Origin of the sequence: Pilosibacter fragilis (assembly GCF_032490495.1) — a bacterium.
In the GTDB taxonomy this organism is placed as follows: Bacteria; Bacillota; Clostridia; order Lachnospirales; family Lachnospiraceae; genus Pilosibacter; species Pilosibacter fragilis.
This window is the reverse complement of the sequence record NZ_JAVYJB010000011.1, coordinates 59,219-81,396: the sequence shown is the minus strand read 5'-3', so window position 1 is coordinate 81,396 and position 22,178 is coordinate 59,219. Positions and strand designations below refer to the sequence as shown.

Here is a 22,178-nt window from a genome sequence, read left to right as displayed (position 1 = left end):
ACATATCTTTACCTGTACCAGATCCCGTCCTCATTAACATAAAATCCATTGATATACTGGTTTTTTGCCATTTCACCTGAATCCGGCCAAAAATAATACCAATTCCCGTCAACCTGATACCAGCCGGTAGCCATAACTCCGTCAGCATCCAGGAAATAAGTTTTCCCTTCCCGGATCAGCCAGCCGGTAAACATGGTTCCCTGAAGGCTGTTGTCAAGTGTGTTTAGGTAATACCAGGAACCATTCTGTTCCAGCCAGCCGGTATATAAGGAGCCGTCTTCCCTGAAAAAGTAATAATCCGCCCCTATGATCTTCCAGCCTCCATAAGCCATGGTTCCCTGTGTATGCCCATTTTCCGTTAATGGCCAGAAATAATACCACTGTCCATTGATCTTTGCCCATCCGGCTGCCATTTCCCCGGTATCATACAGGTAATACCGGTCATTTGCCATCTTCTGCCAGCCGGTGAGCATCGTGCCATTGACATCAAAATAATACCAGTATCCGTTGACCGACTGCCATGTACCCCGGCATATAGAGCCATCCGGAAATCTGTAATTCCATATATTGCCTTTTTTTACCCAGCCTACTTTATCTGTGGTTCCGCGCTTTGCGGAAGGATTTTTTGATTGCTGTCCTTTACCATCTGATACATACCGGTCTGTAATGGAAAGCTCCCCGGATTCTATCCATTCGCTTTTTCCACCATATTTTTTTTTGGAATCCGTTCCCGGTACTGTGCGTACCTTAAAGGTATACTCTCCTGTTTTTGTCATATATGGATAAAAATTATACTGAGTTGCACTGGTCTGGGAGACGCTGTAAACTTTCGTTTTTCCTCTGTAAAGCTGCACTTCGTAATAACCGGATGTGTTATCCGGCTTTTCCCATTTCGCCTGTCCCAGGCTTTTTTCATTCCACCAGGCATCTTCCGGGGCAGCATAGTCTCCTTTGATCCCTTTTACCCGCAGGGTAACTACCAGTTCATCTCCATCTCGTCTGGCAGACACAAATGTGCCCCCACTGATCTTTACATCCGCTTTTTTATAGCTGGAAACAAAATAATCTTCACTGACATCTTCCGGTTCCAGGGTGACTTTCATCTGAGGCTCTTCAGCAGCTTTCAGTTCATTGGAGCTTTTATCCGTCCATTCGGCCTCGGAAACGCTGTATTTACCTCCACTTGTATCTACTGCCACTTCTCCATCTGAAACCGTGGTCGTTTCCAGTTTTATATCCGGAAGCTTGCTGCCTACTTCCAGCTTGGATGTAACACGGATATTTACTGTTTTAATCTCTTTTGCCGCCGCAAAAGCATCTATCTTTCCCCATTGGAACAGCAAGACTCCCGAAAGAAGGAGCAGAAGCATTTCCCGTCCGTGTCTGGATCTTCTGTCAGGTATTTTCGACTTTTTCTTCATTTTCTTTTTCCTCCGGTGATGGCACATATCCTAAAAAGTAAATATAGATCTCTATGATCGCCTGATATAATTCTTCCGGCACAGCCGCTCCCAGCTGTAATCTGCTTAAAAGAGTCGCAAGAGAATCATCCTCATAAACCGGAACCCCTGACTTTCTGGCTGCTTCCGTGATCTTTTCTGCCATATATCCCATTCCGGAAGCAACGATTACCGGGGCAGTGTCCTTTTCCGGCGAATATTGAAGCGCAACTGCCTTTTGCTCTAATAACCGCTCAAACGCTGACATTAATACCATTCTCCTTTTTTCTTATCTTTGGAAAAACATCCAGCAGACGGTAATGAGCTTTCCGTTCCTGCACCTGCATCATTTTCACGCGCATCCCGTTTCTGGTACATATTTCCTGAAGCTTTGCCTGTATCTCTCCGGCTCCGGCAGAAAGATTTTTAGGAACTCCCAGCTCCATGGATATTTTATGATCCTGGAGATCTGCCAGAAGCTGGAAATCTCCCAATCCCCTGATCTCAAAGTCCACCAGAAGGCGTATTTTCCTGCCTCCATCTTTTTCTTCTTCTTTTTTCTCTGCGTCCGGATCGATCCAAAATTCAGATACTGCCTCTTTTCCCTGATATTGAAAAGGAAGGACAAAATGATTCACAGACATATATACGCTTTCGTTTACCAGCATCCCTCGCATCAGCTGATAAAAATCCTGTACATGTTCCAGCCCGGCTTCTCCTTTGGTCCCTCTTTCCACAAGTGAGCCAAAAATATCTCCATAGATATTTCCTTTTTTTCCTTTTGAACCGGTAAGTACAGCATACAGTTCTTCAGGCTCTGTTTCAAAAAAACGTTTAAAATCCCTATTAGCTGCCATTTGTTCAAAAAGGCTTCTGAGAAGGGTGCTGCTTCCGTTTTCATAACGTGCCCCATAAAGGATCAGCTGGATCACGCTGCTTCTTACATTGCCATAATCATGAGTACGGGAAATATATCTTGAAAGAAAGGGGACCAGCTTCTGAAACAGAACCTGGGAATTTTCCTTTGTTTCCCCATTTTCTGCCTTCCAGTCCAGCTGATCCAGAATTGACGCGTATTCCTGTCTTGCAGAGGTGTAAAGCATTCCTTTTATTTCATCTGTCAGTTCCTGCATCTGTTCTAAAAGATGCTCACCGCTGGAATAATTGTTGAATACCTGAAGGAATTTGAGGGCTGTTTCCTGCAGGCCTCTGTTTCCTTCCTGCTGCAAAAGAGTTCTCAGGTTTTCAAAGAAAGTACCGGAAAATTTAGTCTGTCCCTGCATTTTTAAAAAATCCAGCAGCTGGCCAGAATCTTCAAAACTGGCAGAATCCAGCAGCTGCTGCACCATTTTACCCAGACCTTCATCACCTTTAGCGATAAAGGCTCCATCCCGGAACAGGATCCGGCCCAGGGAATCCTTTATTTCATTTTCCTGCCCCAGCTTCTGAAGAAAGTCAGTATAATTTCCATTATAATTGCGAACGCTGAAGCCACTTTCATTTTCCTGGTCACCAGCGGTACCGCTTTTCTGTCCATCTGCCCGCACTACACGAGATGGGTCAGAAGGATTCTGGATCTGGGAACTGTTCAGGGCGCTTTGCTGCTCCTGGCCTGTATGGACATTTCTATTATCTATATATGTAGAAGGATCTGTTACCTGTAATATATTAGACATGTTTTATCCCTTTTCTTTTTGATTCTATATATTATGATGTTGGGGTCAAAAGATTTTGACCCCTCTGATACCGAATTACCCTGCATGCTTCCATATGTATATTTAATCGGCGTTTTCCCGTTTTTTATAATTATTATTTTTCTTATATTTTCAAGAAAAAAGGCGATAATTTACATAGATATAGATTCAGTAAGCATGTGAAAATCACAGGATACTTTTGTGGTCCTGCCGTTTTATTTTAAGGTGAGGAGTAATTGTATGAAAATTCAAAATTTTATCCAGGAGCAAATACACATGGAACATGTATCGATGAGACAAAGCAATATTGCTTTGTCTGATAATATTTCTGCAAAACCGGCTGATCTTGACCGAGCCAGTTTTGAATACACCGAAGGTATTTCGGCTGATGAAACACTTTTCGCACGCTCTCTGGCTCACAGCATTACAGAAGATGTCTGCCGCGAGAAAGGCGTTTCCGTTGAAAAGGTTGCCCAACTGAAAAAACAGGTTGAGGAAGGAACCTACGAACCGGATCCCATGGCCATTGCAAGGGCCATGTATAATCTATGAGGGCGCCTGAAAGCCTGATCCCGGTATTAGAACAGCTGTGTACTGTATTAGAACAGCTATGCCGGGTTGAGGCTGATAAACTAACCGTTGTTTCAGCTGATCATCCTGACCAGCTGGAATCTCTTTTAAATGATGAAAACATGCTTTTACTGCAGCTGCGCGGACTAGATAAAAAACGAAGTGATCTTCTTCGCAGGTCGGGTCTTGATGGTCTTACTTTCCGCCAGATTTTGATGCAGGAGGACAGCGAGGAGGCTGTGGCACTTCTCTCTCCGATCTTGGAACGGTTATCCAGCCAGGCAGAAAAGCTGAAAAAAGTAAAAGGTGGCACAGACCGTCTGATCCGGATCCGCATGAAGCAGTTAGAACAGCGCCTTGCCGGTGCGAAGCAGAGCGATCCTCATGTTTATGACAAATATGTCTGATAAAACTGTGGGGACTGCAGGATATTTATATTTTGGAGGTAATAATACTTTATGGTAAGAGCAACTTTTTCCGGTTTTAATACCGCTCTGTCCGCTCTCCAGGCCAACCAGAAACGTCTGGATATTACAGGACAGAATTTGTCAAATATGAATACTGCCGGATATACCAGGCAGCAGTTAGAGGCATCCAGCCTTAATTATACGAATCCTGTTTCCCATTATTCTAATGGGAATGAAACTGCAGTAGGCTTTGGGGTAAGCATGGACCGGGTCTCACAGATCAGAGATCCTTATCTGGATATCCAATACCGCAGCCAGTCTGCTGACTGCAGCTATACCAATCGTTTACAGACTGCCCTTAATTCCCTGTCAAAGGTACTGGACGAAACAACCATTTCCGGCATCCGTCAGGCATTTGATGATATCCAGTCTACCCTTACAAGCATGCAGGATCCTGCAAAGGTATCCGATCCCATCTATGAAAGTGAGCTGCGAACTAAAATGCAGTCTGTATGTAATCTTTTTAACCAGGCATCCAGACAGATCTCACAGGCTGAACAGAATGAATTTCAAAGGCTCACAGGGGAAGGCAGCAGTGAACAGGGCGATGTGCAGAAGATCAATGACATTCTCCGCCAGATCGGCGACCTGAACGTGCAGATCAAACGTAACCAGGTTGCCGGCCATCCTTCTCTGGAACTCCAGGATGAACGAAATCTTCTTCTGGATGAGCTTTCCGGTTATATTCCTGTTGAAACCAGATATTACAAGGATGACGCCCATTCCGGGAATAACGCCTATGACTATGATGCAAATGGTGCTGTGATCGGCAAAAAGGACTGGCCTGATGACCTGGAAGTGAGCATGAATTATATTGATGCCCAGGGAAAGAGCCAGAAGCTGATCCTGGTAAATGGATCTGACCTTGGTGCTGACGGTCTCACAAAAAACTACGGTCAGTTAAGTGTGTTAAAAGGCGATCACCAGACAGCTGCTTCTGTTTCTGATCCTGCAAACATTTCCATCAAGTTTGAAAAAGCCCCCAGCTATAAAGGGAATGGACAGGTAGCTGCAGATGTATACGCAGAGTTAAAAGGGATCCATTTTGAAGGCGGCTCTCTTCAGGCAAGCCTGGATATGCTCCAGAAAACAGGTACCGGCAATGTGATAAATGGATCTACTGCTGTGGATGATGTCCGTGGATACCAGTATTACTCAGGAAAACTGGATCAGTTAGCTTCCACTTTCGCAAAATCCATGAATGACATCAACAATGGCAAAAACCACACGGATCAGAATCTTTTATCTAATTCCACCGATGACTCAACAACTGGTATAACAGCCGGAAATATCGGTATCAGCAAAGGCTGGACCAGTGGAACGATCCATATTTCTACAGACGGCACCAACCGCACAGATACAATCCTTGATATGATCGCAGCTATGAAGGATACCAAGAAATTGAACGGGAAAACATTTGCTGATTATATGAATAACCTTTCCACCCAGCTGGCATCTGATTCCAGCTCCAACCAGACTGCATTAAAGACGGGCACAACTGTTTTAAACAGTATCCAGGACTCCAGAGACTCTCTTTCCGGTGTCAGCCTGGATGAAGAAGCAACCAATATGATGGCCTACGTTTCAGCCTATAATGCTGCTTCCCGTCTGATGACTGCCCTTGATGAAGTGTTGAATACCCTGATCAGTAATACTGGTGCATAAATATAAGGAGGATTAATAAATTATGAGAGTTGTACGTTCATCTGTTTACCGCAGGTATACTTCTTCTTTAAATGATCTTCAAAGCAATCTGAACAAAAGCATGAACAAGGTTTCTACCGGCGCTGCTTATGAAACAGCTGCTGATAATCCTCTTGCTTATTATCAGGGAAAGAAAATGGATCATTTATATCAGGATGCAAAGAGTAAAAGTTCTATTTTAGGTGATATTAAAAACCGTCTGTACCAGCAGGAGCAGGGCGCAAGGGATATCCAGAAAACTTTAAGCAACAGCAAGACTTCCATGCAGTATGTGCTGGATTCCTCCCACAACAGTTCAAAGACCTCTGTCCAGACAAAAAGAGATGCTCTTCTTCAGGATGTGCAGAGCATGGTCAGCAATCTGAACAGCCAGTATCAGGATTTTTATATTTACGGCGGAAATGATATTACAACAGCTCCGTTTTCTTTAAGCGGAGATGGAAAAACCCTTACTTATACCCATAAGTATTCAGACGGTACCACAAAGACAGTCAATATGACCATGGCTTATGACAAAAATAACAATACTTACAGTTATCATTTAAGCGATGATGACCTGAACAACCTTGTGACAGCTATGAGAGAACAAGGCCGGGTAGATATCGGTTATGGCGATATTTCCAACCGCCAGTCTCTTTTAGATACCTATACCGGAGGACTGAATATGCTTACGGGGCTTACTTCAGATTCCTTAAATGCCATGTCTGATGCGGATGCAAAGGATGCGGTCAAAGCTGCCCTGGAAACAACTCCTGTGGCACTTCTGAGCCGTTCGGTTATGGCCTGTGATAATTATATCAATGATACTACGACCGTTGATCAATTTACAGATACTATGGGCAGTGTACTTAAAGATGCAGCTAATACAGAGCATACCATCAGCACCGTTTACAGCGACCTTGGCAATAAATATTCCCTGGTAGAAACTACAAAAACCCGTCTTGATACTTTAAGCGACAACCTGACAGAGGAATACAAAGACATTCTCGGAGCTGATCCTTATGAGGCCATCACAGAAATGTTCTCTTACCAGTACTCCTATTCTGCTGCTTTAAAAATGGGGTCAAACCTGATGCAGTCATCTCTTTTTGATTTTATAAAATGATACCGGTACATTGTTTATAAAAAACAAGCAAAAAATAACTTTCTATTTTCAGGTCAGAAGAAGGTGAAAATGTATGAAACCTGTGATTGAAGCAAATTTTAAACCTTTTGAATCTGTCCGTTTCCGTCAAAATGCCAGTCTGGTTTCAAAGGACCAGCTGGCAGCAAGACAGCATCAGGCGATTTCCCAATACCGCCTGAAAGTACGTCAGGCTCAAAATTACGGGATCAGTTCTCCGGAAAGCATGACCTGTATCCAGAATATCAGACAAGCTTTTAATCTCCGGGATACTGTCCAAAGAGTACATGGCACAGCAAACGTCTCTGGATCAGGAAACAGCTTTTGTGATCCATTTTCTGGCAGCCCTGACAATAATGGGCTGTATACCCTTCAGAGAGGTGAATTTGAATTTCGTGTGGCATCTGGCAATCTGGAATACGTACCAGCCCTGGAAATGACCATCATAACCTCTTATCCAAAAGTAGAGTTTGTATATACCGGCACCCCCAATTATGTTCCACCAAAAAAAGAGCCGGATTCCCCTGCTCTTAATGTTACCATATAAAAACTGACCCCCGGAGGCTTATGCAATCATGAAGATTGATACAAAATATTACGGCGAAATTGATTATACAAAAGATGAACTGGTTGTATTTCCAGATGGTTTATTTGGTTTTTCCCAGTACCATGACTATCTTCCCCTCTCTATGGAGGAAGATGACAGTTCCCTGCTGATATTGCAGTCTGTAGACGAACCTTATGTAGCCTTTTTTCTCATCGATGCAGCAGCACTCTTTCCTTCTTATTCACCGGTTCTTCTACCAGAAGAATTATCCTTTCTGGAAGTAAATTCCAGTGATGAATTATCCTATTATGTCATATGTGCTGTAAAGAAGGATTATCTGGATGGAACCGTCAACTTGAAATGTCCTCTTGCCATTAATCCGGATACCCGCAAAGGAATCCAGGTGATCTTATCCAACGCCGACTATGATTACCGCCATACCTTACGTTCTCTTCTTGGTAAAGAGATAAAGGAACAGGACACTAAAAAAGGAGATAAATAGCCATGCTGATACTGAAACGTAAAAAAAATGACAGTATCCTGATCGGGAATGACATACGCATCACTGTACTTGACTGCGACAATGGATCTGTCAGCCTGGCTATAAATGCCCCGAAGCATATTTCTATTTTGCGGGAAGAATTGACAGAAGCAGAACGCAGCAACCTGGATGCCTTATTATCTGATACAGATTCACTGCGCTCTATTGAAAAAGGACTGAATTCTTATATGAAGAAATAGACCATAAGCTTAATGACCCGCAAACGGGTGAATACTGATAAAATGACTCTTATCTGCTATACAAAATATCATATAGCTCTTTCAGCTGCCGGCGTACGAGAGAAAAAAACTCTCTCAGACGCCGGTAAAATAATGCTCTTTTTTCCATGCGGTTTTCCCGCTCTTCTTCTTTTAATATGTCTGATCTAAGATCCAGCGCCTGTTCATCTGTTTCCGGCCCAAATTTCCCTGTCATGCCGTAGAATACATTTTTCTCCAGTATATCAAATACCTGGAGTTCTTCTTCCTCTGTCTCCATGCTGGCACATTCTTCCCGTGTTCCAAACCACATATAGCTTAAATGCAGAAGCTTCTGCGCCAGTATATTTACTTTAAATTCCTTTAGCCGGTTCTCAAGCTCCTGAAACTGGTCTTCTTCTGCTGCTTTTCTGTAAAATACATATAAGTCTGTCAGATGGCGTATCTGCAGATGTCCTGTTACATATAGGTAAGCGGACTGGATCATCAGATAGACTAGCTGGTCTATGGCATTCCATTCATAAATGTAGTTACCATTTTCTTTCAGGAAAGCACGCTGGAGCAGCTTTTCCATCCCCCTCTGGTATACCTGGGTTTTAAAAGGAAAGGTATGATAGATCTCCACAGAAAAGCGACCTGGTATACGCATCTTTTCACCCGCTCCCGGATAGAGAGTATCCGTTTCGTAGCCTATATTGACCAGATAGCCTTTTGCAAAAAGATAATCTTCCGGGTCAAGAAAAAAAAGCTTCAGAGAGCTTTCCCCTGCCATTTCCTCCCTTGGATACAGCTGTCTGCGGCTGCTGGAGGAAAGGACGAGTACCGGGATTTTTTTTAATTCCAGAAGGACCAGTATCTCCCGTTCTCCTTCTGTGCAGCTTTCGTTGAATTTCAGAATATCGCTGTAGCGCTCATAAAAGCGTGTTTTCCACCGTTCCGGCATTTTTTCATTATTTCCAAGGATTGCAAGATAGATCAGGTTTGAAATTTTGTTATAATCTGCAACCCGGAACAGCCTTTCCCAGTCCAGATTTCCATGAAGCGGCTTTAAATCATCCTGGCGCATAACAGATGCAGCCATATTTACCAGTATGCGGCCTTCATAAAAGTTTTGATTTTCCATTTAACTTCACCTGTTTTTTGATATTCTTCTGTTAAGTCCCCCATCGATCCTGCGTATCTTATCTAAAAGCTTTTCTGTGCGGCAACGCAGATCCTCAATACGCTTCTCCAGCATTTTTTCGCGCTCTGTCTTTCCTTTAAAACAGCTTTTTACATTCATTAATGGACCTTTAGCCAGATCTCGTAGATACCGGTCCCGAAGGCTGTTTCCCGCAGTCTGCAGGATGATCTGTTCTTCACAGTCTGCATGGCGCTGCAGCTGTTCTCCCCTCATATCTAAAAGAAGAGAAGCGGAGACTGTGTCGCCGCGCTCCACTGCCTCCGCCAGTTCTTCCGTCAGACTACAAACTTCTCTTAATATATTATATCTCCTTTGAAGATATATCAAAATTGTTTCCAAGTCTGCGCTCATATATTCTCCTTTAACCGAAAACACTTCGTTCTCTCACAATATGCTGATCGCCGGAAATCTTTCCTGCCTGGTTAAATGCATCTCTTAATTCAGAAAGTATGTGGCTGATCCTTGGAATCTCTTCTGCCCTGCGTTCCCTTCCTGCTTTAACACGGCTGATATCATAGATCAGGTACTCATAGATACGTTTCAGATCCTTGCTGATGGGATACTGCATATCCAGTATCTGTATTAAATACCGGACGATCCGTCCTGCTTTTTCGAGACATTCTTCAAAAGTCTCATATTTTTTATCCTCAAGTGCGATCTGTGCCATTTTCAGACGTTTCACTGCTTCATCATACAATAAAAGCAACAACTCCAGATTGCTCATAGAATAGATCGTACTTTCCTTGTACTGCTTAAACTTTTCATACATGCTTTCTTACCCCCATCAGCCACCTAACTGTGACAGGTAGCTGGACTGTGAATTCATCTGATTGATCAGCCTTTCCATCTGCGTAAACTGACTGATATAACGGTCCTGCTCAGTTGACAGCTGGGACTGCAGGTTTGTGATGGTTTCCTGCATATCCTTTAATTCTTTATAAATACTGTTGTTAGTCAGGGTCAGGCTTAGTTTTTCAGATCCTGCCTCTTCAATAAGCACACCATAGGAATTTCCATTCTTACTTGCATATCTAGTGGCATAAGTAGAAAGAGTACTGTCTATGGTGTTTACAATACCATGCGTGCCTGTGAACAGGTCTGATACCTTTTCCGGATCACTGTCCATGGCAGTTTTAAACTTTTCTTCATCAAATACGATCTTTCCACCTGCTGTGTAATCATCTGAGAAGGAAATTCCGATCTTTTCAAGATCGTCATAAGAAACACCGTTTATCATCATTGAAGAGAAAATGCCCTGGGTAGCATTGTCCAGATCTTTTAAAGCGCTGCTGTTGTACAGAATACCCTCTTTTGCCTTATCCTCCCAGTTTTTAATGGAGGTTTCATTCATTTCATTTTTCTGGTCATCTGTCAGAGGCTTATAATTACTGTCCGGCTTGGTTGTTGCCTGGGTGCGGACCTCATCGATCATGGCATTATAAGCTTCAATGAATTTCTTTACAGTCTCTGTCACCTTTTCTGTATCTGCTGAAGCAGTAAAGCTGACACCGCCTTCTGCTGTTGCAGAGCCTGTATTAAATGTATTCGTGGCTCTAATATCCAGACCGTCAATGGAGAAGGTATTGCTGCTGCTGGTAATGGTGGTCTGTACCCCATTATAGAGAATACTCATCTCACCATCTGTGCCATCTGTGCTAACCCCGCCGAAAATGAGATTTGCTGCATCAGCAGTATCATTTGGATCTGCACCAAGGGTGATCTTACGACCCTCACCTTTTTCATTGGAAGAAAGAACAAATTTATTTTCACTGCCCAGATAGATGGCAGTTACTCCCGCATCTTTATTATTATTGATCGCAGTAAGCAGTCCGTCTACTGTGGTATCTGCAGTAATATTATCTATTTTTGCACCATTGACTGTAAAGTTTTTTAATGCGTCGTTTAATTCCTCTTTTGTATTGTATTTTCCCAGTCCCAGCTTGTCCCTGTTCTCCCACAGGCTGCTTCCTGTACTGATCTTGTTTGACTGGGTAGATGTGATACCCAGGGCATTCTGGAGTTCCTTTGAGTCTGCGGATATCTGTAATGTCTGTTTGTTGTCTTTTGCAGTAAACGTCAGGATCTCCTTTGAATCCTTACCCTCTCCTACAGTAACCGTTCCTACAGTAACCTTTTCTGAACCGAAGGCTTTATCCAGCTTTTTCTGTAAGCTATCCTTAAAAGCTTCAAAATCCTTTATCTCTTCCTTATCGCCGATCAGTTCAATATTCTTTGTCTGTCCGCCATAAGAAACAGAAATTGATTTTCCCTTAAGATAGGCGGAAAGGGGCTGCTTTGTTATAGCTGCAGCCTCGAATGAAGATGTATTGTGGTTAAATTCATCAAGTGTAATGCCATCCTGATTCATGTCGCCGGAATTAAAGCCAAGACTCTTTAAAGCAGATGATGTTTCCCTGATCACACAGCTTTTTCCTTTATCGGTAATACTGTCTGTCTGACTGATCTGGATCTGATCACCATTCAGTGTAAATTTAATGCCGCTCTTTCCATCTTTTCCGAGAAATCCCTGGGAATCAAGGGCTTCATTCAGCTGTTCTACTATCTTGTCAGAACTAGCCGTATAATCAATGGTAACTGTCTCTGTTTTTCCATCGTCCAGCTTTTTTTCATAACTGGTGGGGAACGTAAAGGTTGCTTCCGTTGTAAACTGCTTATCTGTAATACTGTAGGTTCCAAATGTCAGCTTCGTTCCGGAAAGATTGGAGGTCTTTATTTCTTTATTGCTAAAATCAGACGCGCTGATGCCGCCTAAGGTAATAGCTGAATCTGTTTTCTTTTCGCCGGAGATCAATGTGGCAGATGTTGCTAATTTGTTTACTCCCAGAACTGACACTCTGGATGCAGTGTCTGCGTTTCCTGTCGCTGATATATATTTTGTATAGTCAGGATTTCCCTGTACACTGACCTGGTTTTTTGCAAAGAAATCACTGTTTTTTAAGCTCTTTGTTGCTGAATAGCTAAGGTAATTGTCCTGAAGATCTATGATCTTATTGCTGATAGAACGATATGCATCCCGCTTCCATTCCAGTTTGGTCATAGCCTGTTTCTTGGATGTGATCTTGGATGTTGTTCTTGCTGTCATCTGTTCGATCAGTGCATCCCTGTCAATACCGGAAGCTAAACCACCAAATCCTCTTAAAGCTGTATTTCCAAGACTGCTGCTTGTTCTTGATACACTTGACATATCTGCTGCTCCTTTCAGTCATGTGATGTCGCGGAGTACATAAAATGCGCCGCTTCTGTATACTTTATCCCTGTGATTCTATAGATTCTATATAAATATTTCGGCGCAGCATGAAAATTTATAAGATATGGCGTGGATGTTCTTTTACTTCCATACAGGCTCTCATGGACTGACTTAAAACAGCCACACGGAATTTATTGCGGTAAAAGGTTAACAGCATCGGGACTGTCGTATTATCTGCTACAATATATTTGGGCGGCAGCCTGGTAAGCATCAGCGCCTTCACATCTGCCTGACAGCGGCTGCAGGTACAGGTATCATTGCTTTTCAGTGCGTCAAGGATCAGTTCCGGAGTAAGAATCTCCTCCATGATATTTACGACCCGGTAACTTGGACCATCTTCCTGCTTCTGCTCTTCCTGTTGTTCCGGTTCTTTCTGTACAGGTGTCCCTGCGTTTGTTTTGGGCTGCTCTGTCTGTTCTTCTGTCTGTTCTTCTGACTGTTCTTCCGACTGTTCTTCCGACTGTTCTTCCTGCTCCCCGGGCTGTTCTGCCTGCTCTTCTGTCTGTTCTTTTTCCAGCTCCTGGATCAGATTCTTCTGGATCTCTTCTGCCAGCTTTCCTTCTTCTCTTGGATCAACTACAGTCACATTAGCGGAAGGCACTCTTACCGGTTCTTCAGCAGCTGATCCTTCCTGCTGTGTTTCACCGGAAGCTGAAGAAGACGGCTGTGTTTCGCCAGAAGACGCAACTGGCGGCTGTGAACCTGTGATAAGGTTCAGCACATGTGAGGTTTTATTTGTTTTTTTTGCCATATTATTTCTCCCTGAAACCTATGATCTTTTCTACCTCATCTAAAAACTTTCCATAATCCTTTACAGCTGATGCTCTCGGACTGTACTCAAAAATACTTTCTCCATGGGCCGGTGCTTCTGCAATCGCCACTCCGGACCTTATTTTTGTGTCAAATACCCGGGTTTCCAGCTGCGCGGCCAGCTGCCCGGCCATTTCCAATACATCCCTGCAAAGACATGTTCTTGGATTAAAGCGGTTTAGCAGGATACCCATGATCTTAAGGCCGGGATTGATCTGTATGCGGACAGATTCTACTGTTTCCTTTAACTGTGACAGTCCAACCAGACTGAGGATATCCGATGCCATTGGTATAATAAGATAATCAGAAACTGCATATGCGTTAACTGTGAGAAGATTTAAGGCAGGGGGTGTATCGATCACAATATAGTCATAAAAATCCATTACCGGCTTTAAAACATTTTTTAAAATAGATTCTTTTTCTTCTCCCGGATTATACTCCAGACCACTGCTGCTTAATGTAATATCAGAAGGAAGGATATCGATCCCTTCTGTGCGGCTGATAGCCTTTTGTATGGATATATCTCCTTTTAATACATCCAGTATAGTAGATCCTCCTTCGGTATCCAGACCAAGGCAGAATCCAAGATTTCCCTGGGGATCCAGGTCTATACACAGAACCTTTTTACCTGCCATCGAAAATCCTGCAGCCAGCGCTGCTGATGTTGTGGTCTTTCCCACACCGCCTTTTTGATTTGAAACCGTAATGACCATTTATGTATCTCCTTTTATCCTCTCTTCTGCATACAATATTTTCTGAAAGATCTCCCTGTATTATTCTCCAAGGCGTTCCATGGATTCCTCTACCTGTTTTACCAGTTCCTGGATCTCCTGATATACAGCTGCTGACTCATTTGCCATACGTCCGATCTCATCTGCTACAACACCAAAGCCTACACCTGCTTTTCCGGCACGGCCTGCTTCAATGGCTGCATTCAGGGAAAGCATTTTTTCCATCGTGGCTGTCTGCTCCAGTCCCTTTGCCTTATACTTGATCTGTCCTACTGCATCCCGTACTTTCTTTTCCTCTTTTGCAAATGCTTCTACGCTGTCTGCATTGCTCTTCCGGTAATAAAGGGCATTAGCCCACAGATTCAGCATCTCAGCTAAAAGCTGCCCACCGGCACTTACTACTTCCTGGCTTGGGGCTGAATCATCCGGGTAATCTCCAAGGACGATACCGCCGATCACTGTACCTGCACGGAATCCTCCTACTGTAAGATCCTGGGTAAACTCTCGCAGCTCATTATGTTTTCCATTGGTATACCTGCTGTAAAAGCTGGTAAAGGAGTTTCCTCTCGTAATGTATTTTCCTTTCATATCCACTACTGCTGCTGTCATGCCTGTGACCGTTAAAAACAGATCCTGGATCCGCTGAAGTTCTTTTATATCCAGGATCTGGCGGATATCCAGATTTTCTGTACTTTCATCTTTTGAAACGGTATCCATATAGGAAGTTTTCCCTGATACTGCTGATCCTGTTGCCGCTTTAGAAGCTGTATCTTCATTTTTGGTCCCATTCTGGATCCACTGGGCCAGCTTGCGGTCTGTTGCCCGGATATGCTTAACCAGCACGCTTACCATATAGTTGATCTCGCCCAGGGAATTGATCGTCGGACCTTCCTGCTCCATTTTTATAATGGCATCCCCCAGTTTCTGTTTATACCATTCATGAAATTTATGATGTTCTGTATATTCCGGATATTTTGACTGCTTCTGGAGATCCTCCTCATCTGAAAAGTGTTTCGTTACATATTCAACAAGAAATTCTCCCAGACTTGAGAGATTTTCTCTTCCCTTTCCCTTTGAGCATGCATCCAGAAGGGTATTGACTTTGTCAAAAATCTTCCTGTGCTCACTGTCGATCAGTTCATTTCCTGTTACAAGATCCTGTGTTAATACATATTTTTCCATCCTTAGAGTCCTCCTTACTGCTGACTGTACTGTTTTTTAAAACGGGCAAGCAGTTCATCCATTACTGTGATCAGATGCCCGATCTCCGGCTTGGAAAGCTGTTCGTCTGCACCTAATTCTTTCCCCTTCTGCCTCATCTGCTCATTGATCAGGGAAGAGAAGATGATAACCGGGATCTTCTTTAAATGTTCGTCATCCTTGATCAGCTTTGTAAGCCTGTGGCCATCCATTTCCGGCATTTCGATATCTGTAATGACCAGATTGACCTTATCATACAGATCAGAATCATTATGTATTTGTGAAAGGTAATCCCATGCCTCCTGGCCATTGGAAAAATTCTTTACATTGGTAAATCCGGCTCTTTCCAGGGAATCATCGATCATTTTACTTAAAAGAATGGAATCTTCCGCGATCACAATAGGACTGTTGCAGATAGGGCGGTCTCCCATCTTATCTACATCTGCCACCTGTATAGTTGTTTCCGGTGCGATCTCTGCCACGATCTTTTCAAAATCCAGGATGATCACCAGCTCTTTTCCGCACTGGGCAATACCGGTAGCAACACTGTCATCTCCATTTGCAATGGTCTTATCTGGCTTCTGTATATCTTTCCATGAAATCCTGCTGATACCTTCGATGCTGTCTACCCGGAAAGCGACCGTCATTTTATTAAAATTTGTTACGATAAACAGATCTCTTGGCCCATTTTCCCGGTCATCTCCTGTAAGATATTTTGCCAGGTTGATCACTGTGATCAGCTCATCCCTTGGTTTAAAGATGCCTTCTACTGCCGGGTTTGCATGAGGCATCGGTTTTACCTTTTCACTCATGATGATCTCCTGGACTTTTGCCACATTAATGCCATAAAATTCACCCATAACTGTGAATTTCATTACTTCAATCTCGTTTGTTCCTGATTCTAAAAGAATCCCTTCTTTTTCATTTTTGACCATGATCTTCTCTCCTTTTTTCTGTAAACAGGCATGCCACAGATGGTGACACCACCATAAATGAAAGCCCTGGCTATAGATGGCGTTCCGGTCGTCCCACTGTACGCACGATCACATCGCCTGTTGCAAGATCTAAAAGCATGGTACGGGCATAATTTCCTCCTGTATCCTCTGCTGCGATACAGATTCCTTCCTGGGCCATGACTTTTTTTACACTTTCTGCATTTCTCTGCCCGATATTTCCAAAGCTGCTGTTTCCGCTGATCTCAAACATCTTGGCTCCCCCTGCAATCTTAACTACCATCCGGCTTTTTATCATACCGAATATTTTCAGCTTTCTGAGGGTTTCCCTGATGCCGCTGTCTGCAAATTTAAATGGATTGGAATCCTTTCCTTCAAACTGTGCCGGAAGCATGATGTGCAGAAGTGCTCCCAGACGGGTAACCGGATCATAAAAGGTTATCCCGATACAGGAACCCAAAGCATAGGTTATGATCCTTCCTTCCCCTCGTGAAAACTTCATATCACCGATTCCTACTTTTAATTCTGTGCCTCCGATCATTATGAAACTCCCAACCTCTCTAAAATATCGTTTAGAGAACGAATGTCCGGCAGCATGAGCAGCCAGTCAGAAAGTGCTTTTCCGCCGATCACAAAATCTGCATTGCAATACATCAGTTTATCTGTTTCATATCCATACTCAGCAATAGGTACCATTAAGATCCCACCCAGCATGTTGATGGTAGCACTTGGAACAGACAGTTCCACCTCTACATTTACAAGTTGTGAAAAAGCATTTATATAAGAACAGATAATGATGTTTCCTACTTCTACCAGTGCTGATCTGGCCATTTCGTCCATATCCAGAAAGGACTTATAACGGCTTCCAAGCAGTTTTTCCAATACCTCATTTGCAAAATCCAGGTCGAAAAGGAACAGCATCAACCCCTCAATATCACCTGACATTTTTACAAGGGCTGCTGCAACAAGCTCCTCCGCATCACCGATCCGGTTCATGGCATCATTGTATCCAAGGATATTCACAGATGGGATCGAGATCCGGACTTCTTTCTGCAGAAGCTTGGAAAGAGCAGTTGCTGCATGACTAGTACCGATACTGCCGATCTCCCGCATTACATCCAGAGCCTGCAGGTCCATATCTTCATATCGCTTTATTTCCATTTTTTACCTTATCCTCTCAGTGAATTGATCGTTCCCTCTATATCATCTGATGTAGTGATCATTTTTACAGCATAAGAAAAGGCTCTCTGACATTCGATCACATGGACCATTTCTTTTGCCATATCGGTGCCTGAATTCTCCAGTGCCCCTTTTTGCAGGACCGCATCTGATTTTAAAGAAGCTTCCATTCCATCCTGTGCTTTATATTCATTATCTCCTACGCTTAAGAGACGGCTGGGGTTTGAAAATGTGTATACACTTACCTTAGGAAGGTCAGTATCATCCTCTGTGCTGTCTGTATCATCTGTATCGTAGTCATCGTCTTCTGACTCTGATTCCTCCTGCAGCTTTTCTACATCTGTTACTTCCAGCTTAAGAGGCTGCCGGTTCTGGTCCAGCACCAGCTTTCCATCTTCTGTTGTAAGATAAAATCCATCTTCACGTTCTCCCCTGTGAAAATGACCGTTTCTTGTATAGGTGATCTCACCTGACGCAGGATCCTGTATCATAAAAAATGCATTAGGCTCCATAATTGCATAATCATATTCTTTTCCGGTCTGAGTAGCACCGGCTGTACTAAAATCCGTCCAGGTACGCTCCACTCTGGCTCCTGAACCTGTCTGCAGCTCTGTCTGGGCATTTTCAGAATCATTAAGATTATAGTGGATCAGTTCAGAAAAAGCCGCTGTTTTAGGTTTAAAGCCTGTATTGTTGATATTGGCCAGGTTATTGGATACAACTGACAGTTTTTTTGTAAACTGTCCGGCTCCTGCTGCTCCTGTATAAAATGACATATTCATTTCTTTATCCTCCTTACAGCTTACCGACATCTGACACAGACTTACTCATGATCTGATCATACATTTTCAGTGACTGGGCTGCGCTTTGAAGCGCTCTCTGGGATGACATCATAGCTGTCATCTGCTCCACCATGTCTACATTGGATTTTTCCAGCATTTTCCATTGAACAGTTGTATCTGCAGGCGTTGTTTCTGCCTGTGCAGTAGAGAAAAGTCCATTATCCTCTGCATGAAGCTGCCCCTGATCTGGAAAATCCACTACTTTCAAAGTTCCATAATCCTCTATGGTAACTTCCTGGCTGCCGCTTTCTTCACCATCAGACTGTTTTGTAATAGCAGCAGTAATGTGTCCTTTGGAATCAACTGTAAAGTTCTCATTTTTGATCTGGACAGGCTGTCCTTCTTTGTTTAAGACTCTTCCTGCCTGGTTTAAAACCAGATATCCATCTTTATCTACTGAAAATGAACCATTCCTTGTATACCGGATGCCCTGGGATGTCTGGATGCAGAAAAAGCCATTTCCATTTAAGGCAAAGTCATAGATCCCATCTGTCTGTTCCAGACCGCCCTGGTCATAATTGGTATAAACCTGCTTTGCTGTCTTTATTTTTGAAACAGTTGCCAGCTGGGTTGGATTTTCTTTGCTATACTGTCCTGTACGATAAAGCATTTCTTCTTTGAAAGTACTGCTTACCATTGTTTCGTTTTTATATCCAGGAGTCTGGATATTCACCATATTATTGCTGATGGTATTTAAGTTCCTGCTCTGGGTCAGCATGCCTGACGCCAGATTATAAAATCCCTGATACATCTGACTTTATCCCCTTTCCATTTTTTGTTTCTATAAAATGGCGCAGCTTACGCAAGGCGATCGTGTGGATCTGGGATGCTCTGGGCTGGCTGACACCTATGACCCGGCCCACCTGTTCCATTTTCAACCCTTCCATATAATGCAGTGCCAGTGTTTTTTGCTCTTTTTCATTTAGCTGGGCTATGCCTTCTGCCAGCACCCGCATATCCTCTTCCCACAAGCATGCCTCCTCAGGCTGTACCTGGGTATCGTTGTTTGTGATCTGGAGTCCATTGGATGTATTCTGGTTTTCCAGTAAAAAATCAAGAGACTGGATATTTCTCCTGTTTTTCATGGAAATGATCCTCTGGCAGCGTTTTTTTTCTATTCCAAGATGCTTTGCCAGTTCATCAACTGTTGGTGTTCTTCCTAATTCACGCTTCATGTCCTCGCATGCAGATTCTATAATCCCCAACTGCTTGTAAAATCCCCGGGGCATCCACTCCTGTTTTCTTACATAATCCAGCATTGCTCCTCTTACCCGCGTTGTAATGTAAGTGGAAAACTTAATGTTTTTATCCGGATCATACATATCGATCCCTTTTATGATCGCCACCACACCTTCATTCACTGCATCTTCCATCTGCATGGTGGTAGAATAAAGATCATATAGTTTCGTTGCCGTGGTTCTGGCTATGTACAGATACTGCATTGTGATCTCTTTCTTTATTTCCGGATCTTTCGTTTTTTTATAAAGCGCAAATAACTCCTTCTCTGCCTTTTCCTGCTTATCTTCCATAACTTTACTCACTCCTGTTATCTGCTGTTTATATCATTTGACCGTACACTTATGATCCTTTTTTCATTGTACTTATATTTCCAATTGACTGGATCTGCACATTATTTGCGATCTCATTAAATGAAAGCACCCTGATATTAGGATAAAAGGGTTCTACCAGATGGTAAAAATGGATCCTCATAACCTGTGAAGTCAGGATCACCGGATTCTGTGATAAACCACTGAACTTTTTTATCTGCTCTGCCAGCTGCCGGATCACATGCTGGAGCATTTCCGGGTTTAATGCCAGATATAAGCCATTTTCCCCTTTTGACAAGGATGCGACCATTTCCCGTTCCAGCTGGGCATCCAGTGTGATGACTTTCATGCATCCATCTGTACAGTACATGCGGGTAATGGTACGTTTAAGAGCTGTCCTGATCTTTTCTACTGTCTGGTCCAGCTCTCTTGGAGGAAGACCTGTTTCTGAGGCTGTCTGCATCAGATTCTCTACAATGGTCTCCAGGTCACGGACCGGAATTCCTTCTTTTAGAAGGTTTGTAAGAACTCTCTGGAAATAACTGTAGCTGATCATCTGTGGTATTGCCTCTTCCACCAGCTCAGGAGCTGTTTTTTTCAGATTTTCCGTAAGCCTTACCACTTCCTGTCTTGTAAGCAGTTCGTATGAATGCTGCCGGATGACTTCTGAAAGATGCATGAGCAATACAGACAGAGGATCAATGACCGTATAACCATATAATTCAGCCCGATCTCTGTTTTCAGGCTTGATCCACCTGCTGGGTATACCGTATGCCGGTTCAATGGCCTCAATACCTTCAATTTCTTCTTCCACCTCCTCTGGTTCCAGAGCAAGGAAATAATCAATCAGGATCTCTCCTCCTGCAATTTCTTCTCCTTTTATCCGAATACTATACTGACTTGGTCCCAGGGAAGAACTGTCCCGGAGCCGGATGGATGGGATCACAAATCCCATATCCTGGGCATATTGGCGGCGGAATATAACGATCCTGCTGATCAGCCTTCCGCCTACTGACTCATCTGCCAGAGGGATCAGACTATAACCAAACTCGATCTCCACTGGCTCCAGTGTAAGAAGGCTGTATACATTATTTACATCTTTAAAATATTCTTCCTCACTTACTTCCTCTTTTGCAGCAGCTGCCTGAGCCTGTGGGGAATCCTGAAGCTGGGTAGAAGGAGCCATTGCCATTTGTGACAATGCCTGTGGCTCTTTTTTTATCTTTCCGGAAAGATAAAATCCGCTTCCCATAAGACATGCAGCCACAACCAGAGTCCTTACTGCCGGCATTCCAGGTATCACAGCCATGACCGCCACTGCTGCACCACTAACGATCATAGCATGAGGCTGGGCCAGAAACTGCTTTGATACATCTTCATTTAAGCTGCCTTCTGAAACAGCTCTTGTAACGATCATTCCTGTTGCAGTAGAAATAAGAAGAGCCGGTATCTGGGATACCAGACCATCACCTACTGTCGCAATGGAATAGGTACTCAGCACGGCTGAGATGCTGCTGCCGGACTGTACAATACCGATGATGCTGCCGCCGATCAGATTGATGGCAGTTGTGATAAGTGACATAACTGCATCACCCTTTACGATCTTAGTCGCACCATCCATTGCGCCATAAAAATCTGCTTCTCTCTGAACCTTGGCACGCCGTTCCTTTGCCTGTGTTTCATTGATCAGGCCAGAACTAAGGTCTGCATCAATAGCCATCTGTTTTCCCGGCATGGCATCCAGATTAAATCTGGCTGCCACCTCTGCCACTCGTTCTGCACCTTTTGTGATAACAATAAACTGCATCAACACGATGATCAGGAAGATGATCAGACCTACTACTACGTTTCCTCTTAAAACGAAATCACCAAAGGCAGCAATGACACGGCCTGATGAACCTCCCTGAGAAAGGATATTTCTCGTGGTTGAAACATTGATACCCAGACGGAACAGCGTGGTAATAAGCAAAAGAGAGGGGAATATGGAGAATTCCAATGGCTCCCGAATGGTCATGGTTATTACCAGGATCATCATGGAAAGGGACATATTCAATATGATCGCCACATCCACCAGTCCCGCCGGAAGGGGAATGATCAAAAGCAATATGATCGTGATCACAAACATAACCACTGAGTAACTCAATAACCGTTTCATTCGTCCA

General features: G+C 43.4%; 24 protein-coding genes. 7 read left to right on the top strand and 17 right to left on the bottom strand.

Translation table 11 applies throughout. From position 1 onward, the window contains the following. Positions 1-8: 8 nt before the first annotated feature. From ABCW45_RS11690 to ABCW45_RS11680, 3 genes are read right to left on the bottom strand one after another with little or no spacing between them, the layout of a single operon-like run. Positions 9-1,421 carry a PspC-like choline-binding domain-containing protein gene (locus ABCW45_RS11690; RefSeq protein WP_117551772.1) on the bottom strand — a complete coding sequence of 471 codons (1,413 nt, stop codon included), beginning with the start codon at positions 1,419-1,421 and terminating at the stop codon, positions 9-11. Next, complete coding sequence (locus ABCW45_RS11685) at positions 1,396-1,707, bottom strand: EscU/YscU/HrcU family type III secretion system export apparatus switch protein (RefSeq protein WP_015553167.1); 312 nt, start codon at positions 1,705-1,707, stop codon at positions 1,396-1,398. Before ABCW45_RS11685 ends, ABCW45_RS11690 begins: the two co-directional genes overlap by 26 nt. Further along, entirely contained in the window at positions 1,694-3,115 is a 1,422-nt protein-coding gene (locus tag ABCW45_RS11680) for a hypothetical protein (RefSeq protein ID WP_343220891.1), read from the bottom strand. Before ABCW45_RS11680 ends, ABCW45_RS11685 begins: the two co-directional genes overlap by 14 nt. 258 nt (positions 3,116-3,373) lie before the next feature. On the opposite strand from ABCW45_RS11680, the gene ABCW45_RS11675 reads away from it, so the two are divergent. The 7 genes from ABCW45_RS11675 (at position 3,374) to ABCW45_RS11645 (ending at position 8,285) form a co-directional block, all read left to right on the top strand. Continuing rightward, the gene (locus ABCW45_RS11675) at positions 3,374-3,685 is read left to right on the top strand and encodes a flagellar biosynthesis anti-sigma factor FlgM (protein WP_117483977.1); all 312 of its coding nucleotides are present in this window, start codon (positions 3,374-3,376) and stop codon (positions 3,683-3,685) included. Then, a complete protein-coding gene (gene flgN, locus ABCW45_RS11670; protein ID WP_117483978.1) occupies positions 3,682-4,110 on the top strand; it encodes a flagellar export chaperone FlgN in 429 nt (142 codons plus the stop codon). Before ABCW45_RS11675 ends, flgN begins: the two co-directional genes overlap by 4 nt. A gap of 51 nt (positions 4,111-4,161) precedes the next feature. Beyond that, a complete protein-coding gene (gene flgK / locus ABCW45_RS11665) occupies positions 4,162-5,835 on the top strand; it encodes a flagellar hook-associated protein FlgK (RefSeq protein WP_343220890.1) in 1,674 nt (557 codons plus the stop codon). 22 nt (positions 5,836-5,857) lie between these two features. After that, entirely contained in the window at positions 5,858-6,979 is a 1,122-nt protein-coding gene (locus ABCW45_RS11660) for a flagellin (RefSeq protein ID WP_343220889.1), read from the top strand. Positions 6,980-7,052: 73 nt separating this feature from the next. After that, a complete protein-coding gene (locus ABCW45_RS11655; protein ID WP_343220888.1) occupies positions 7,053-7,544 on the top strand; it encodes a hypothetical protein in 492 nt (163 codons plus the stop codon). Positions 7,545-7,572: 28 nt separating this feature from the next. Continuing rightward, positions 7,573-8,046, top strand: a complete 474-nt coding sequence (gene fliW / locus ABCW45_RS11650; RefSeq protein WP_015553160.1) for a flagellar assembly protein FliW — start codon at positions 7,573-7,575, stop codon at positions 8,044-8,046. A gap of 2 nt (positions 8,047-8,048) precedes the next feature. Beyond that, positions 8,049-8,285, top strand: a complete 237-nt coding sequence (locus ABCW45_RS11645; RefSeq protein WP_117483982.1) for a carbon storage regulator — start codon at positions 8,049-8,051, stop codon at positions 8,283-8,285. A gap of 49 nt (positions 8,286-8,334) precedes the next feature. Here ABCW45_RS11645 and ABCW45_RS11640 read toward each other — a convergent pair whose 3' ends face one another. From ABCW45_RS11640 to flhA, 14 genes are all read right to left on the bottom strand, one after another. Continuing rightward, entirely contained in the window at positions 8,335-9,426 is a 1,092-nt protein-coding gene (locus ABCW45_RS11640; protein ID WP_343220887.1) for a nucleotidyltransferase family protein, read from the bottom strand. Positions 9,427-9,432: 6 nt separating this feature from the next. Beyond that, positions 9,433-9,837, bottom strand: coding sequence for a hypothetical protein (locus ABCW45_RS11635; protein WP_117551781.1), 405 nt, complete (start codon positions 9,835-9,837; stop codon positions 9,433-9,435). A gap of 10 nt (positions 9,838-9,847) precedes the next feature. Continuing rightward, positions 9,848-10,255 (bottom strand): flagellar protein FliS, encoded by a 408-nt coding sequence (locus tag ABCW45_RS11630; RefSeq protein ID WP_177293875.1) that lies wholly within the window; start codon positions 10,253-10,255, stop codon positions 9,848-9,850. A gap of 15 nt (positions 10,256-10,270) precedes the next feature. Then, positions 10,271-12,691, bottom strand: a complete 2,421-nt coding sequence (gene fliD / locus ABCW45_RS11625) for a flagellar filament capping protein FliD (protein WP_343220886.1) — start codon at positions 12,689-12,691, stop codon at positions 10,271-10,273. A gap of 118 nt (positions 12,692-12,809) precedes the next feature. Then, positions 12,810-13,505, bottom strand: a complete 696-nt coding sequence (locus ABCW45_RS11620; protein ID WP_343220885.1) for a late competence development ComFB family protein — start codon at positions 13,503-13,505, stop codon at positions 12,810-12,812. Between the two features lies 1 nt (position 13,506). After that, entirely contained in the window at positions 13,507-14,277 is a 771-nt protein-coding gene (locus ABCW45_RS11615; RefSeq protein ID WP_015553152.1) for a ParA family protein, read from the bottom strand. 60 nt (positions 14,278-14,337) lie between these two features. Next, positions 14,338-15,477 carry a hemerythrin domain-containing protein gene (locus tag ABCW45_RS11610; protein ID WP_242994020.1) on the bottom strand — a complete coding sequence of 380 codons (1,140 nt, stop codon included), beginning with the start codon at positions 15,475-15,477 and terminating at the stop codon, positions 14,338-14,340. A 14-nt stretch (positions 15,478-15,491) separates the two neighbouring features. Next, positions 15,492-16,430, bottom strand: a complete 939-nt coding sequence (locus tag ABCW45_RS11605; RefSeq protein WP_117551786.1) for a chemotaxis protein — start codon at positions 16,428-16,430, stop codon at positions 15,492-15,494. A gap of 70 nt (positions 16,431-16,500) precedes the next feature. After that, a complete protein-coding gene (locus tag ABCW45_RS11600) occupies positions 16,501-16,989 on the bottom strand; it encodes a chemotaxis protein CheD (RefSeq protein WP_343220884.1) in 489 nt (162 codons plus the stop codon). After that, entirely contained in the window at positions 16,989-17,609 is a 621-nt protein-coding gene (locus ABCW45_RS11595) for a chemotaxis protein CheC (RefSeq protein ID WP_015553148.1), read from the bottom strand. The genes ABCW45_RS11600 and ABCW45_RS11595 overlap by 1 nt, the downstream gene beginning before the upstream one ends. 8 nt (positions 17,610-17,617) lie before the next feature. Next, positions 17,618-18,409 (bottom strand): flagellar hook-basal body protein, encoded by a 792-nt coding sequence (locus ABCW45_RS11590; RefSeq protein ID WP_015553147.1) that lies wholly within the window; start codon positions 18,407-18,409, stop codon positions 17,618-17,620. Between the two features lie 13 nt (positions 18,410-18,422). Next, entirely contained in the window at positions 18,423-19,220 is a 798-nt protein-coding gene (locus ABCW45_RS11585; RefSeq protein WP_117514362.1) for a flagellar hook-basal body protein, read from the bottom strand. Further along, positions 19,201-19,998 carry a sigma-70 family RNA polymerase sigma factor gene (locus ABCW45_RS11580; RefSeq protein WP_015553145.1) on the bottom strand — a complete coding sequence of 266 codons (798 nt, stop codon included), beginning with the start codon at positions 19,996-19,998 and terminating at the stop codon, positions 19,201-19,203. Before ABCW45_RS11580 ends, ABCW45_RS11585 begins: the two co-directional genes overlap by 20 nt. A 49-nt stretch (positions 19,999-20,047) precedes the next feature. Beyond that, positions 20,048-22,171, bottom strand: a complete 2,124-nt coding sequence (flhA, locus tag ABCW45_RS11575; RefSeq protein WP_117551787.1) for a flagellar biosynthesis protein FlhA — start codon at positions 22,169-22,171, stop codon at positions 20,048-20,050. Between the last annotated feature and the right edge of the window lie 7 nt (positions 22,172-22,178).

Excerpts from the sequence above, each read along its gene's own strand:
- ABCW45_RS11690 (WP_117551772.1), bottom strand. The coding sequence starts at position 1,421 with ATGAAGAAAAAGTCGAAAATACCTGACAGAAGATCCAGACACGGACGG.
- ABCW45_RS11685 (WP_015553167.1), bottom strand. The coding sequence starts at position 1,707 with ATGTCAGCGTTTGAGCGGTTATTAGAGCAAAAGGCAGTTGCGCTTCAA.
- ABCW45_RS11680 (WP_343220891.1), bottom strand. The coding sequence starts at position 3,115 with ATGTCTAATATATTACAGGTAACAGATCCTTCTACATATATAGATAAT.
- ABCW45_RS11675 (WP_117483977.1), top strand. The coding sequence starts at position 3,374 with ATGAAAATTCAAAATTTTATCCAGGAGCAAATACACATGGAACATGTA.
- flgN (WP_117483978.1), top strand. The coding sequence starts at position 3,682 with ATGAGGGCGCCTGAAAGCCTGATCCCGGTATTAGAACAGCTGTGTACT.
- flgK (WP_343220890.1), top strand. The coding sequence starts at position 4,162 with ATGGTAAGAGCAACTTTTTCCGGTTTTAATACCGCTCTGTCCGCTCTC.
- ABCW45_RS11660 (WP_343220889.1), top strand. The coding sequence starts at position 5,858 with ATGAGAGTTGTACGTTCATCTGTTTACCGCAGGTATACTTCTTCTTTA.
- ABCW45_RS11655 (WP_343220888.1), top strand. The coding sequence starts at position 7,053 with ATGAAACCTGTGATTGAAGCAAATTTTAAACCTTTTGAATCTGTCCGT.
- fliW (WP_015553160.1), top strand. The coding sequence starts at position 7,573 with ATGAAGATTGATACAAAATATTACGGCGAAATTGATTATACAAAAGAT.
- ABCW45_RS11645 (WP_117483982.1), top strand. The coding sequence starts at position 8,049 with ATGCTGATACTGAAACGTAAAAAAAATGACAGTATCCTGATCGGGAAT.
- ABCW45_RS11640 (WP_343220887.1), bottom strand. The coding sequence starts at position 9,426 with ATGGAAAATCAAAACTTTTATGAAGGCCGCATACTGGTAAATATGGCT.
- ABCW45_RS11635 (WP_117551781.1), bottom strand. The coding sequence starts at position 9,837 with ATGAGCGCAGACTTGGAAACAATTTTGATATATCTTCAAAGGAGATAT.
- ABCW45_RS11630 (WP_177293875.1), bottom strand. The coding sequence starts at position 10,255 with ATGTATGAAAAGTTTAAGCAGTACAAGGAAAGTACGATCTATTCTATG.
- fliD (WP_343220886.1), bottom strand. The coding sequence starts at position 12,691 with ATGTCAAGTGTATCAAGAACAAGCAGCAGTCTTGGAAATACAGCTTTA.
- ABCW45_RS11620 (WP_343220885.1), bottom strand. The coding sequence starts at position 13,505 with ATGGCAAAAAAAACAAATAAAACCTCACATGTGCTGAACCTTATCACA.
- ABCW45_RS11615 (WP_015553152.1), bottom strand. The coding sequence starts at position 14,277 with ATGGTCATTACGGTTTCAAATCAAAAAGGCGGTGTGGGAAAGACCACA.
- ABCW45_RS11610 (WP_242994020.1), bottom strand. The coding sequence starts at position 15,477 with ATGGAAAAATATGTATTAACACAGGATCTTGTAACAGGAAATGAACTG.
- ABCW45_RS11605 (WP_117551786.1), bottom strand. The coding sequence starts at position 16,430 with ATGGTCAAAAATGAAAAAGAAGGGATTCTTTTAGAATCAGGAACAAAC.
- ABCW45_RS11600 (WP_343220884.1), bottom strand. The coding sequence starts at position 16,989 with ATGATCGGAGGCACAGAATTAAAAGTAGGAATCGGTGATATGAAGTTT.
- ABCW45_RS11595 (WP_015553148.1), bottom strand. The coding sequence starts at position 17,609 with ATGGAAATAAAGCGATATGAAGATATGGACCTGCAGGCTCTGGATGTA.
- ABCW45_RS11590 (WP_015553147.1), bottom strand. The coding sequence starts at position 18,409 with ATGAATATGTCATTTTATACAGGAGCAGCAGGAGCCGGACAGTTTACA.
- ABCW45_RS11585 (WP_117514362.1), bottom strand. The coding sequence starts at position 19,220 with ATGTATCAGGGATTTTATAATCTGGCGTCAGGCATGCTGACCCAGAGC.
- ABCW45_RS11580 (WP_015553145.1), bottom strand. The coding sequence starts at position 19,998 with ATGGAAGATAAGCAGGAAAAGGCAGAGAAGGAGTTATTTGCGCTTTAT.
- flhA (WP_117551787.1), bottom strand. The coding sequence starts at position 22,171 with ATGAAACGGTTATTGAGTTACTCAGTGGTTATGTTTGTGATCACGATC.